This is a genomic window from Actinopolyspora lacussalsi subsp. righensis (genome assembly GCF_900116555.1).
Taxonomy (GTDB): Bacteria; Actinomycetota; Actinomycetes; order Mycobacteriales; family Pseudonocardiaceae; genus Actinopolyspora; species Actinopolyspora lacussalsi.
In genome coordinates, this window is the sequence record NZ_FPAT01000013.1 from 91,926 (window position 1) to 104,686 (window position 12,761).

Genomic DNA, 12,761 nt, shown 5'->3' on the forward strand with positions numbered 1-12,761 from the left:
CGGCTCCCGGCAGCGAAAGGAGTGGGTCATGACCGAAGCGCAGCAGGAGGGCTTCAGCCCCGCCACGACCCCGCTACGAGGGCTCTCCGTCGAGGGAAAGCAGTGGACCCGCCTGGTCGCACTGCACGCACAGGTCGACGGGCTGATCGAAAAGGCACTGCACCGGCACTGCGCTCTCGGCCTGTCCGAGTTCCTCGCGCTCGCGGCGTGCGCCGCGAGCGACGACGGCGAGATGCGAATGCAGGAACTGACCGAGGCGGTCTACCTGAACCAGAGCTCCGTCAGTCGCCTCGTCGCCCGGTTGGAACGTTCCGGACTGACCGAGCGTCGGTTGTGCGAACTCGACCGCCGAGGTGTCTACACCGGTATCACCGAACACGGCCTCAAGACCCTCGGCGAGGCCGTCCCCGTCTACGAGAACGCGCTGGCCGAGGCGATGGCTCACGCGGAGCTGGATCCGGAACTCAAACCGATCCTTCACGCGCTGCGCTCGCAGCGGAGCGGGCAAGGCGAGTAACCGCTTCTCCGGACGTCAGCGCTCGGGAACCAGGTGGGCCAGCGCCGGGCGGAACTCCTCGGGGCCGGGCGGTTCCTCGGCGATCAGGGCCTGCATCAGCAGCCCGTCGATGGCGGCGGGCAGCGCGCGTACCGCGCCGGTGTCGCTCGTCCCCGTGTCGTGCACGTATCCGGTGGCCACCTCGATCCAGCGGCGGGCGGCCGGGCGCAGCGCGGGCCTGCGTGCGGCGAGCAGGTAGAGCTCGTACTCGGCCAGTGTCCGGCCGCGCTGCTCCCGGACCATGCGGGAGAGCATCTCGGCGGTGGCGGTGACCCACCCTTCGGGGTCGTCGACCACGTGTTCGGTGAGTTCGCGCAACTCGGAGATCATCGTCTCGCAGCTCTCCAGCAGGGCCGCGATCAGCACCCCGTCGATGCTCTCGAAGTAGTAGACGACCGAAGCCGGTGGCACGGCCGCCTCCCGAGCGATGTTGCGGTGACTGACCCCCGCGATGCCGTCCCGCTCGATCACGCGCAGGGTGGCGTCGATGATCGCCCTGCGTCTGCGCTCGCCCTTGGCGCGACGCCCGTCGGAGTGCTCGGTCGGATTGCCGTCGTGGGTCAATGCGCGCCTCCCGCCTCCAGCGCGACCACACCACCGATGATCAGCAGGATCCCCGCGATCTGGGTCAGGGTCATGGTCTCGTTCAGGAACAACGCGCCGATCAGCACCACGAGTGCCACTCCCGCGGCCGACCAGATGGCGTAGGCGACCCCGACGGGGATGCCCATCTTGAGCACGTTCGCCAGCGCCACGAACGCGGAGCCGTACCCGAGCACCACCAGCACCAGGGGAAGCGGCCTGCTCAGCCCGTCGACGAACCGCAGCGATATGGTGCCGATCACTTCCGACAGGATCGCCGCCACCAACACGATGTAGGCCAACTGACCTCCGAACTCCCGTACGGATCGTCGCGGCTACCGCGAACCGCCCGAAATTTGAACGACTGTACTACTTCTTTAATATACCGCCGCCGATCCGGAGTGTCGATGTGTCCGTTCAGGGCTACCGACCGCCGCGCTTTTCCTCACCGGAGCCGAAGATCATCGAGGACAGCAGGATCACGGCCCAGATGCCCATCGGAAAGATCGGCCAGAAGAAGTTGGGGCCACCGGACGCGATCGAGGTGATCAGCCAGATACCGACGAGCACGAAGGAGGTCCCCGCCCAGTCCCGCCACTCGGCGCCCCGGCTCCGGGGCTGCCCGCGTTTCCGTCCGGCCGGTCGCTCGCCCTCGTCCTCCTCGGTTTCCGGAGCTACCGAGCGCGTCCGCCGAGCGGGCTCGGAGGGGGTCGGAAGATCCCGCGTCAGCGGTTCCAGCTCGGCGCGGGCCACCGCCGCGTAGGCCTGCCCGACCCGCTCGTCGAACTCGGCCATGTCGAGCCTGCCCTCGTTCATCGCGAGGCGCAGTCGCTCGGCGACCGCCTCCCGCTCGGCGTCCGAGGCGCGCACTCCCCGCTCGTTCGGGCCGCTCGCATCCGGGCCACTCGCTTCTGGTCCGGACATCACGCCTCCCGACTGGCCGTTCCCGAGGTCTCACCACGCGGCGCGGTGATCACACCCCGGCGCGGTATCCGAAAATGATACCGAAGCACCGGTCATGACGGGGCCGTTTCACCCCAACGGCGCCACCGGACCGCACCACGATGGTTCCGACTGGATCGATCAAAGCCGGACTCGGGCCACGAGAGTGGCGAAAATCGCACCCGCCATGACCTCGACCCATTCGGGCTCGACAGCGCCGTCGCGCCGCCACCGCGGCCTCGGTCGGCACGGCCCCGACGAGCGGCGAAGAGTCAAGCACACCCACGCTGCGCAGCGCGAACAGCACAGCGTAGCGTTCTGTTACGCTTCCCCGGATTCCGCGCTGACGGCAAGCGGACGACCCCACGCCCGGCTAGTCTTTCGTGTCGCCGTCTCGCACAATCACCGACTGTTCCCACCACGAGCGACGCCCCTATGGTTACCGACGAGTAATAGAGGCTAAGCTCAGCGTCCAAACCCGCGAACAGGAGGCCACGAGCATGGTAGCCCTGCAGCTCGTCCTGGGCCTGATCTGTCTTGCCGTGACCGCGGTCGCGGTGGTCATGGTGGTCAGGACCGTTCGACGGATGGTGCGATCCATCCGGCTCGGACAACCGGATCCGAACCGCAAGGGGCCGTTCGGTACCCGATTCTCCAACATGCTCAAGGAAGTCCTCGGGCACACCAGGATGCTCAAGTGGAGCCACGTAGGAGTGGCCCACTGGTTCGTCATGCTGGGCTTCGGCGGACTCAGCCTGAGCGTGCTGGTCGCCTACGGCGAAGTCTTCCACGCCCCGTTCGAGATCCCGTGGCTGGGATCGTTCGGCCCCTGGAACCTGATCGTCGAGATCCTGGGCGTGACCACCATCCTCGGCGGCATCTGGCTCAGCGCCATACGTCAGCTCAACCACCCGCGCCGCGCGGGCAGGGTCTCCCGGTTCGCGGGCTCCAACTTCTGGCAGGCCTACTTCGTCGAAGCCGTGGTGGTGCTGGAAGGCGTGGGCATCATGGGCCTGCGCTCGTTCAAGGTCTCCTCCGACCTGTTCCACGCCCCGGTGTGGTCGGCACCGGTGAGCTTCGCGCTGGGCAGCATACTGCCCGCCAGCGCGTTCGCGGTCTCGCTGTTCGCCGCGTTCAAGATCCTCTCGGCGATGATCTGGGTCATCGTCATCGCCTCGAACATCACCATGGGCGTGGCCTGGCACCGGTTCACCGCGTTCTTCAACATCTACTTCAAGCGCGATCCCGAGCGCACCGCGCTGGGCGCGCTGAAGCCGATGATGAGCAACGGCGCCCCGATCGACTTCGAGGAGGCCGAACCGGACAGCGACACCTTCGGGGCAGGCCAGGTGGAGGACTTCTCCTGGAAGGGCTGGCTGGACTTCACCACCTGCACCGAGTGCGGGCGTTGCCAGTCGCAGTGCCCGGCCTGGAACACGGCCAAGCCGCTGTCGCCGAAGATGCTGATCACCAGCCTGCGCGACCACGCCTACGCCAAGGCGCCCTACCTGCTGGAGGGCGGCAAGAAGGACCCGATGACCGGTGAGGAGGCAGGCATCACCGGTGACGACGCGGACGAGCGTATGGGCAAGATCGACGCCCTCGCGCTGGCCGAGTCGGAGAAACCGCTGGTGGGCGGCCCCGAGGAAGCCGGGATCATCGACCCCGAGGTGCTGTGGGCCTGCACCAGCTGCGGTGCCTGCGTCGAGCAGTGCCCGGTGGACATCGAGCACGTCGACCACATCGTCGACATGCGGCGCTACCAGGTGATGATCGAGTCGAACTTCCCCACCGAGCTGGGCGGGATGTTCAAGAACCTGGAGAACAAGGGCAACCCGTGGGGCCAGAACAACAAGGACCGGCTGGCCTGGGCCAAGGACCTCGACTTCGAGGTCCCGGTCTTCGACGGTGAACTCGACGAGGACGTCGAGTACCTGTTCTGGGTCGGTTGCGCGGGCGCGTTCGAGGACCGCGCGAAGAAGACCACGCAGGCGGTCGCCGAACTGCTGCACATCGCGGGCGTGAAGTACACCGTGCTCGGCCCGGACGAGGGCTGCACCGGTGACCCGGCGCGACGCGCGGGCAACGAGTTCCTGTTCCAGACGCTGGCCGAGCAGAACGTGGAAACGCTGAACTCGGTGTTCGAGAACCGCGAGCCCGGCAAGCGCAAGATCGTCGCCACCTGCGCGCACTGCTTCAACAGCCTGGCCAACGAGTACGGCCAGCTGGGCGGCAACTACGAGGTGGTGCACCACACGCAGCTGCTCAACCGGCTGGTGCGGGAGAAGCGGCTGGTCCCGGTGGCCCCGGTCACCGAGGACGTCACCTACCACGACCCGTGCTACATCGGCAGGCACAACAAGGTCTACGAACCTCCGCGTGACCTGGTCAACGCCTCGGGCGCCTCGTTCCGCGAGATGCCCCGCCACGCCGACCGCGCGATGTGCTGCGGCGCGGGCGGCGCCCGGATGTGGATGGAGGAGCGCACCGGCAAGCGGATCAACCTCGACCGGGTGGACGAGGCACTGGGCACCGCCTCGTCGAAGGTCGCCACCGGCTGCCCGTTCTGCAAGGTCATGCTCACCGACGGGATGACCACGCGGCAGAACGAGCAGGTCGCCTCGGAGAACGTCGAGGTCGTCGACGTGGCGCAGCTGCTGCTGCAGTCGGTCAAGCGCGGCACCGACGGTGACGGTTCCGGCGGTGACGAGGCCCAGGACTCGGACGACGTCGCGGCGAGCGCCGAGTCCAGCGGCTGACCGAGGCCGTACTGCCCCTGCGGGGGGTGACGTTCCCCGCTCGGGCACGACTTCCCGGCCAGGGGCTGTCGTTCGGTGAACGGGGCCGGATTCCCATTCGGGAGTCCGGCCCCGTTTCGTGAGCGGGCCCCGTCCCTCCCCGCGTACATTTCGCGAGAAATCGACGCCGCCCCGCGAAAGCCGTCGTTGTCGGTCCCACCGGGCATACTCCGCCGCGGAATCGCTGTCCAGCAGTCCCGGAGGTGCCCATGACCACTGTCGTAACCACTCCCACGGGAAAGATCGGCTCCCGCGTGGTGCGCGTACTCGTCCAGGCGGGGGTTCGACCGAGGGTGCTGCTGCGTGAACCCGGCAACCTCGACCGGGCGACCCGCGAGCTGGTCGAGGTCCACCGTTGTGACCAGGGGGATGCCGAAGCGGTGGTTCGGGCCACACGGGGAGCCGAACGCCTGCTCTGGATCAACCCGCCGGACTCGGACGACGACCCGATCGCGGGCCATGCGCGTATGGGGGCCAACGCCGCCCGAGCCGTCACCGAGAACGGCATCGGCAGAACGGTGTTCGTCAGCAGCATCGGTGCCGAGAAGGGCTCCGGAGTCGGCGAGATCGACGGGCTCGCGCGGGCGGAACGGTCGTTGAACGAAACCGGTGCGAGTGTGTCGCAGCTGCGGTGCGGTTACTTCTTCACCAACCTGCTCACGCAGGCTGATGAGATCCGTGCCGGAGTGCTGCGAACACCGTGGCCGCTCGACTTCCCGATGGCGTGGGTCGATCCACGGGACATCGGCGAGGTCGCGGCCGCCAGGTTGCTGTCGGACGCATGGTCCGGACAGCGGGTGCGGGCCGTGCACGGCCCCGAGGACCTGACCTTCTCGCAGGTGGCCGGGATACTGGGAGAGGTGCTGGGACACGACGTGGTTCCCGAACGGATCTCCGACGACCGGCTCCGCGCCTCGCTGTCGGCGGTGGGACTGTCCGAGCGACGGATCGAGGGAATCGTCGGCATGTCGGCGGGGATGCGCGAGAACTTCACGCCCGAGCAGCGGCGTGATCCGGTCACCACCACGCCGACCACACTCGGATCCTGGGCCTGGGAGAACCTCCGCCCGAGGCCGTAGCCCCCACGGCGATCCCGGCCGAGCGGTCGGATGCCCGTCGCCGGAAACGACCTCCCGGGTTCGCCCGGCGTTCCGCACGTTTCGCGGGAAATCGACCACGGGCACCGGAGGTGTCGGTAACGTCTCTTGTGGTGGCGCCGGGTGACCGCTCCCCGAGGCGGTTCCAGCGGTCCGGATCACGACGCGGCGGACCGGACACCGGCTCCGTGCCGGACACCCCGTGGGATCCCGAGCTCGCGGCGGCCGTGCGGGAGCACGGGGTGGCCGTCCCCGAGGAGCGGGTGGCCGAGACGCTGCTGGACGAGCTGGCAGGAAAAGCCGTGTCGCTGCCGCCCTCCCCGATGGGGTGAAAGATCGTCGCGCTACCCCACACCGTCGACCGCTCGCGGCAGGCTCGGGGTATGAGTACCGTGGTGGCCGAAGGGGTGATACCTGTGGCCGCACCTGCCCGCGACACCGGCGCGTTCGACCCACTCGTCGAGCTGCGCGGCGTGTGGACCCCCGATCTCGCCGACCGGTACCTGCCGATTCCCGGAATGCCACCGGTGAAGTACGAGTGCCAGGACGGACACCTGATCGTGAGCCCCTACGAAGGTTCGGCCAACACATACGCCGCTTACCGAATGCTTACCCTCATGGAACCCCCGGCCAGAGAATTGGGGTGCCGAGTTTACCCGACGCTGAACGTTCAGCTGGGCATCAATCGCTGGATCCAGCCCGATTTCGCGGTTCTGAACGAACCCGCGCGGGGACGGATATGGATACCTGGCACTCGGGCGCTACTCGTCGGCGAGTGCGTCTCGCCGTCCAGCCGCGTGGCCGACCGGATCGACAAACCCGCCATGTGCGCCGAGGCGGGCATCGAGTACTTCATGCGGGTGGAGGTCTCCTACACCAAGAACCACGCCGAGATCACACTGCTCCGGCTCGGTGACCACGGCGACTACGAGGTGCACGCCAAGGCGCTGGCGGGTGACACCTTCGAGACGCGGGAGCCGTTCCCGCTCCGGTTCGATCCCGCCGAACTGCTGGAGGACTGAGGCGGCGAGCGGAAAACCCGCCACCGCTGCGGTTCTCAGCGCAGCGGTTCTCAGCGCAGGCTGGCGAGGAAGGACGCCCAAGCTCGCTGATCGAAGGCGAGCACCGCCCCGTCCGGCACCTTGGAGTCCCGCACCGCCACGGCGGGCCCCGCGAAGGCGACCTCGACGCAGTTCCCCCCAGCACCGTTGTTGCCGCTGCGACTACTCTTCCGCCATCCATCGTTGGAGACGTCCACCGTCGACATGGCGCCTCCTCACAGCTTCTCAGCGACTTTCTTGATCAGCTTCACGGACTCTTGGAAGTCTAGTGCGCTCGACCGTAGATCCTCAAACAGGAGTCTACCGGCCCTGACCTCGGATGCCTTCTCCACGTGCAGCGAGCCCGTCGGGTACTCGACGTAGAGCACTTCCGGATCGGCCGGTTCGGCGAACTCCAGAAGCGTGAACGCACCGTTCATCGCACAGTGTGCACCGCTTCCCAGCGGCAGAACCTGCAACTCGACAGTGGGCATCTCCGCGCATTCGGCAAGGTGAACCACCTGTTCGTACATCACTCTCCGTTCCCCGACAGTCCGCCAGAGAGCCGCTTCGTCCACCACAGCACGGAGTTCGAGCGGATTCTCGACATCGGTCAAACGTTGCCGCCGAATCATTCGAACAGCGAGATCGTTGCGGATCTGCTCCGGTGATGCGCCGATGCGACCACTCTGGAAAAGCGCTCGCGCGTAGTCTTCGGTCTGCAACAAACCGGGCACAGTCGTCACCTGAAAGTCCCGAACGAAGCACGCCTCGGTCTCCAGGTCCACGTAGCCGCGATCCTCCACGCCGTAGGCCCGCCACCAGCCGCGTTCCCTGGCGGCTCTGGCCAGGTCCAGCAGTTCGGGGTCCCGGATGTCGTAGAGGTCCATCATGGATCTGGCCTCGTGCACCGAGGTGATCACATCGCCGTTCTCCTTGCGGCTCAGCGCGCTGGTGGACATGTCCAGCTCGCAGGCCGCGTGCTCCTGAGTCAGCCCGGCCCGCTCCCGCAGATACCGGATCCTGCGTGCGAGCCTGCGGCGCCGGAACGTGGGGCTGGTGCGAACCACCGCAAAAGACCTCCCCGACCACGGTCGTGACCCACACCATGATCCCAGCGGGAATCCGTGAGCGGGATTCCCGCATCCGGTGATCCCGCCGAAGCTTCTCCCGGTGGGCGATTCCCGTTCGGACAGTGCTCGGTGAAACGGCTAACTTTCGAGGAGGTTCACGTGATCCCGAACGTTTTCGGCCTCGCCCGGCAGGACGACACCGGCACCCCCGACCCGGATTCGGTGCTGCTGTGGGGAATGGAAACCGCCGAGGGCGCGGTCCTGTACTGGCAGGAGGGCGGTCGCAGCCAGTTCGCGGTGTTCGAGAACGCCGATCGCGCGGCCGAACGGTTCGGCCCGCTGTTCGACCTGGTGCTCTACCGGCCGTGACTACCACCCCACCGTCCGGCGATTTCGCGAGAAATCGACGCCCGGTCCGCACGGCGCCGTCGGCCACCGGACTCAGGAGTCCCGGTCCACCGCCGCCGTGTGCCGCAGGATCGCCTCGGCCAGCGGTTCGAGCACCGCGCTGCTGAGCGCGTGCCCCATGCCGGGAACGGTGATCCGGTGGCTGCCCGCGATCACCGCCTCCAGGTGCTCGGCGTGCGGTGGTGGGTTGACCGGATCCGCCGGAGCCTCGATGACCAGTGTCGGGGTCGTCACCGCACTCAGCTCGGCCGCACGGTCGAGGCCGCCGACCTCGGCCCGGGCGTGTGCGGTGTCGGCGACGTGGGTTCCGGAGTGCTCGGCCAGGCGCTGCTCCAGGTCTCGGAACTCCTCGGGATCGAACGGCAGTACGTCGCCGTTGAGCATCCGCCAGTGCTCGACGCGCCAGGCGAGCTCATCGGCTGGATCCCGCTGCTCCCCCATCCGCTGCCACAGGCTCAGGATTCGAGGGTCGGGCCCCGGCAGCTCACCGGACTCGGGGGCTGCTCCGCCGAGCGCGGAGGTCGCGAAGACGGTCGCGCTGCGCAACCGCTCCGGGTGGTCGAGCAGCAGCAGCTGAACCAGGACGCCGCCCAGCGACATGCCCACCACGTGTGCGCTGTCGACATCGAGAGCGTCGAGCACCGCCACCGCGTCCTCCGCCAGATCCGCGATCGTGTACGGAGCGACGTCGAAGGCCCGCGACGATCGCCCGGTGTCACGGTGGTCGTAGCGGATCACCCGGTACCTGCTCGTCAGACGCTCCACGAACGACTCGGGCCAGGCCATACCGCTGTAGTTCGCCCCCATGATCAGCAGCAGCGGCGGGGCATCCGCATCACCCCGCTCCTCCACCCAGAGCTCGTAGTCCGGGCCGACCGTCACCGTGTGCCGCATGGCAGAAAACCTACGAGGCCGAGTCGGGGCTGTCCACGGAATTTCCCCGCCACGCCGCCACCCCACCACAACGACGATTTCACGAGAAATCGACGCCGGGCGGTAACGCCGACGAGTCGCGCGACACGGAGAGGGCGTAAACGACATCCAGCGACTAGGCGGGATTGATGTGGGATCTGTCGACCAACGGGGAGTCGCGTGGTTCACCGCTGTCTACGAGGAGCACTACGACGCCGTCCGCCGATACGTGCTGCGCAGGCTGCGCGATCCGAGCGCCTCGGAGGAACTCACCCAGGAAGTCTTCGTGATCACCTGGCGGCGTCGCACCCGGGCACCGGAACACTGCTTGCCCTGGCTGTACGGCATCGCACGCCGCGTACTGGCCAACGACCGCCGAGCGGGCCGGACGAGACCCGCCTTGGTGAGTCTTCCCGGCGACGACGTGCTGCGCGACCGGCGGGAGGACCCGGCGCGCGGGGCACAGCACGTCGACGTGCACCGAGCGATGGACGCGCTTTCCGAGACCGACCGGGAGATTCTCCGGCTGGTGGGTTGGGAGGGCCTCGACGTCGGCGACGCGGCCCGAGTGCTGGGCCGCGCGCGGGGAACGGTACGGGTTCGGCTGTTCCGCGCGCGACGACGGTTGGCGAAAGCCCTGGAAAACCCCGCTTCGGACCGGGAAAACGGCGCTTCAGCTCCCTCCCCGGCAGTTATCGAACCATTGGAGGAGTCCCATGCGTGACGTCGATGCCGTCCGCGAACTCGTCGGCCACGCCGACCCGACCAAAAGCACCGAGTCCGGTCCGGAACGGCCCCGCGCAGCGGATCTGATCGCACGGGCGGAACTGCGCGAGCACGCCGGAACCGAATCCACATCGCCCGAGTCACCCACCCGCCGAGGCGGGAAACCGCGCCGTCTCGTAGTGGTGGCGGCGTCGATCCTGGCAGCCGCGCTACTCGGCAGCGTTCCGCTGTTGAGCGGCACGACGGCCGTATCCGAGCAGAGCCCGCCCGAGGTCGGGCCGGTGCGCGAAGCCACCGAACTCGGTGCGGACGTTTCCGGGCGAGCGGCCACCAACGAGCTGCTCAACAGGGCGGACGGGTTGGAGACCGCACCCTACGAAACCGCCGAGGGCGAGTTCGGCTACATCCGCACCCACGAGTGGTCCGGGTCGCTGTGCTCCTCGGAGGTGGAGCACTGCGCGCACTACCCGCGGCAGCGGGAGACCTGGTTGCGGGAGCCGGCCGTGGGAACAACGCGGACTGTTCCGCGGCCACCCGAATTCGGTTCCGACTCGGACCGGAACTTCTGGAAGCGGCAGAGCGGCTGGAGCGGACATCGCAGGACTCGCGAGGAACGGATCGGCCCGAACAGTGTCCATTTGGCGCGGTGCGTTCCCGAACGGGCCGAAAGGGTCGCGGAGTGCCTGAACGTGCGGGGGAACGACTCCCGGGACGTGTTCCGGAGCGCCGTATCGCTGTTCAAACACGAGCTGCTTCCCCGCGACGTCCGTGCGGAGCTGCTGCGGGTGCTCGCCCGCACTCCTGGCGTGCGCTTCCGGGGTGAGAGCGAGGTGCGCGGCGATCCGGTGTTCGCGGTGGGGCTCACCAGCTCGGCGTCCGTCGGCGAGGTTTCCGAGGTGCTGCTGTTCGACAGCACGACCGGGGTGCTGCGCTCGTTCGAGAATCTCAACCTGGACCGGGGCGAACTGACCGGTTACGTGGTCTTCGAGGAGTACGGGCGGACGAACACGCGGGGCTGAGCCAACTCGCGGAGTCCACCCACGGATACGTAGCGAGGGGCGTCGTCCACACGACGCCCCTCCCGGTGATGCACCGAAGCGGACAGCCCCTACCGGAGCGAGGGCCGGCGGGAGATCCCGCCGGCCGAGTACTCCGTAGGTCGAACGGCTGACCTCGATCAGCTGGTGCCCATCTCCTCCAGGGAACGACCCTTCGTCTCCTTGAGGTAGCGCACCACGAAGAACAGCGAGATCAGGGCGAACGCCGCGTAGATGAAGTAGGTGACCGGCAGGTTCCAGGCCTGCATGCTCGGGAAGGTCACCGTGACCAGCCAGTTGGCGATCCAGTTGGTCGCCGTGCCGAGGGCCAGCGCGGCGGCGCGGATGCGCGACGGGAACATCTCGCCGAGCAGCACCCACATCACGACACCCCAGGATGCCGCGAAGAAGAACACGAAGGCACTCGCCGAGACCAGCGCGAGGGCACCCCACTCGAAGGGCAGCGTGGTCTCGCCGTCGACGACGTTGGCGTAGCTGAACGCCCAGCCGGTCAGTGTCAGCGCGATGGTCATGCCCAGGGAACCGACGACCAGCAGCGGCTTGCGGCCGATCTTGTCGACCAGCGCGATCGCGACGATCGTACCGATGATGTTCACGATGGAGGTGAACAGACTCAGCAGCAGCGAGTTGCTCTCCTCGACGCCGACGGACTGCCACAGCGTGGAGGAGTAGTAGAAGATCACGTTGATGCCGACGAACTGCTGCAGCGCGGCGATCGCCATACCCACCCAGACGATGGGCAGCACGCCGAACTTGCCGCGCAGGTCGCTGAGCCTGGTCTTGCGCTCGCCACCGAGCGCGTTCCTGATCTCCTCGATCTTGATGTCCGCGTCCTCGGACTCGATGCGCTGCAACACCCCACGAGCCTGGTCGATCCTGCCCGCACGGACGAGGAACCGCGGGGATTCCGGGATGACCGAGGCGAGCACGAGATAGATCAACGCGGGAACGGCCTCGACGGCCAGCATCCACTGCCAGGTGTCCAGCGGGCCGAGCTGAGCCGAGGCACTGCCACCCGCCGAGGAGGCGAGCGCGTAGTTGACCAGCTGGGAAACCGCGATACCCAGCACGATCGCGAGTTGTTGTAGCGAACCGAGCCTGCCGCGATACGCGGCGGGCGCGACCTCCGCGATGTAAGCGGGGCCGATCATCGAGGCGATACCGACGGCGACACCACCGACTATTCGCCACCAGGCGAGGTCCCAGACCGTGAAGGGCAGCGCCGAACCGATGGCACTGATGATGAACAGCACGGCCGCCACCTGCATCACCCTGGTGCGCCCGATCCGGTCGGCTATGCCACCGGCTATGGCCGCACCGAGTGCCGATCCGAGCAGCGCCGCGGCGACGGTGACACCGGTCAGTGCCGCGCCGACGCCGAAGTTCTCCTGGATGGCTCCCACCGCACCGTTGATGACCGAGGTGTCATAGCCGAACAGGAAGCCTCCCAGGGCTGCCGCCCCGGCAATCATCACCACGTGCGCAAGGTGATCGGTGGAACGACCTCTCGTCTGATCTACCGACATCGAAGTACTCCTGAGCCCCCGATCGCCGATGTGCCATGTCGCA

15 protein-coding genes are annotated in these 12,761 nt (G+C 67.7%); 8 read left to right on the forward strand and 7 right to left on the reverse strand.

Annotated elements, in window-relative coordinates; genetic code table 11:
• Positions 1 to 28: 28 nt before the first annotated feature.
• Positions 29 to 517, forward strand: a complete 489-nt coding sequence (locus tag BM394_RS19665) for a MarR family winged helix-turn-helix transcriptional regulator (protein ID WP_092980680.1) — start codon at positions 29 to 31, stop codon at positions 515 to 517.
• A 15-nt stretch (positions 518 to 532) separates the two neighbouring features.
• Here the strand turns inward: BM394_RS19665 and BM394_RS19670 are convergent, their stop codons facing one another.
• From BM394_RS19670 to BM394_RS19680, 3 genes are all read right to left on the reverse strand, one after another.
• Positions 533 to 1,120, reverse strand: coding sequence for a TetR/AcrR family transcriptional regulator (locus BM394_RS19670; protein ID WP_092980682.1), 588 nt, complete (start codon positions 1,118 to 1,120; stop codon positions 533 to 535).
• On the reverse strand, positions 1,117 to 1,440 hold the full coding sequence (locus BM394_RS19675) for a DMT family transporter (RefSeq protein ID WP_092929643.1): 324 nt from the start codon (positions 1,438 to 1,440) through the stop codon (positions 1,117 to 1,119). The genes BM394_RS19670 and BM394_RS19675 overlap by 4 nt, the downstream gene beginning before the upstream one ends.
• A 121-nt stretch (positions 1,441 to 1,561) precedes the next feature.
• Entirely contained in the window at positions 1,562 to 2,062 is a 501-nt protein-coding gene (locus tag BM394_RS19680; RefSeq protein ID WP_092980685.1) for a DUF1707 domain-containing protein, read from the reverse strand.
• Positions 2,063 to 2,580: 518 nt separating this feature from the next.
• Between BM394_RS19680 and BM394_RS19685 the strand changes: the two genes are divergently transcribed.
• The 4 genes from BM394_RS19685 to BM394_RS19700 all read left to right on the forward strand — a co-directional run bounded on the left by BM394_RS19685 (position 2,581) and on the right by BM394_RS19700 (position 6,997).
• On the forward strand, positions 2,581 to 4,839 hold the full coding sequence (locus tag BM394_RS19685) for a (Fe-S)-binding protein (protein ID WP_092980689.1): 2,259 nt from the start codon (positions 2,581 to 2,583) through the stop codon (positions 4,837 to 4,839).
• Between the two features lie 248 nt (positions 4,840 to 5,087).
• Positions 5,088 to 5,957, forward strand: a complete 870-nt coding sequence (locus BM394_RS19690; protein ID WP_092980691.1) for an NmrA family NAD(P)-binding protein — start codon at positions 5,088 to 5,090, stop codon at positions 5,955 to 5,957.
• Positions 5,958 to 6,088: 131 nt separating this feature from the next.
• Complete coding sequence (locus BM394_RS23085) at positions 6,089 to 6,307, forward strand: DUF2399 domain-containing protein (protein WP_281246465.1); 219 nt, start codon at positions 6,089 to 6,091, stop codon at positions 6,305 to 6,307.
• A 51-nt stretch (positions 6,308 to 6,358) separates the two neighbouring features.
• Positions 6,359 to 6,997, forward strand: coding sequence for a Uma2 family endonuclease (locus BM394_RS19700; RefSeq protein ID WP_175530184.1), 639 nt, complete (start codon positions 6,359 to 6,361; stop codon positions 6,995 to 6,997).
• A 50-nt stretch (positions 6,998 to 7,047) separates the two neighbouring features.
• Here BM394_RS19700 and BM394_RS19705 read toward each other — a convergent pair whose 3' ends face one another.
• Positions 7,048 to 7,242: a DUF397 domain-containing protein gene (locus BM394_RS19705; protein WP_170837467.1), complete on the reverse strand. Its 195-nt coding sequence runs from the start codon at positions 7,240 to 7,242 to the stop codon at positions 7,048 to 7,050.
• Positions 7,243 to 7,251: 9 nt separating this feature from the next.
• The gene (locus BM394_RS19710; protein WP_092602135.1) at positions 7,252 to 8,085 is read right to left on the reverse strand and encodes a helix-turn-helix domain-containing protein; all 834 of its coding nucleotides are present in this window, start codon (positions 8,083 to 8,085) and stop codon (positions 7,252 to 7,254) included.
• A gap of 162 nt (positions 8,086 to 8,247) precedes the next feature.
• On the opposite strand from BM394_RS19710, the gene BM394_RS19715 reads away from it, so the two are divergent.
• Positions 8,248 to 8,457, forward strand: coding sequence for a hypothetical protein (locus BM394_RS19715; RefSeq protein WP_092980843.1), 210 nt, complete (start codon positions 8,248 to 8,250; stop codon positions 8,455 to 8,457).
• Between the two features lie 72 nt (positions 8,458 to 8,529).
• Here BM394_RS19715 and BM394_RS19720 read toward each other — a convergent pair whose 3' ends face one another.
• Complete coding sequence (locus tag BM394_RS19720; RefSeq protein WP_092980703.1) at positions 8,530 to 9,390, reverse strand: alpha/beta fold hydrolase; 861 nt, start codon at positions 9,388 to 9,390, stop codon at positions 8,530 to 8,532.
• 169 nt (positions 9,391 to 9,559) lie between these two features.
• Between BM394_RS19720 and BM394_RS19725 the strand changes: the two genes are divergently transcribed.
• Positions 9,560 to 10,132 carry an RNA polymerase sigma factor gene (locus BM394_RS19725; protein WP_092980706.1) on the forward strand — a complete coding sequence of 191 codons (573 nt, stop codon included), beginning with the start codon at positions 9,560 to 9,562 and terminating at the stop codon, positions 10,130 to 10,132.
• On the forward strand, positions 10,125 to 11,153 hold the full coding sequence (locus BM394_RS19730) for a hypothetical protein (protein ID WP_092980709.1): 1,029 nt from the start codon (positions 10,125 to 10,127) through the stop codon (positions 11,151 to 11,153). The genes BM394_RS19725 and BM394_RS19730 overlap by 8 nt, the downstream gene beginning before the upstream one ends.
• Before the next feature lie 158 nt (positions 11,154 to 11,311).
• Here BM394_RS19730 and BM394_RS19735 read toward each other — a convergent pair whose 3' ends face one another.
• Positions 11,312 to 12,718, reverse strand: a complete 1,407-nt coding sequence (locus BM394_RS19735) for a sugar porter family MFS transporter (protein WP_092980711.1) — start codon at positions 12,716 to 12,718, stop codon at positions 11,312 to 11,314.
• Positions 12,719 to 12,761 lie beyond the last annotated feature (43 nt).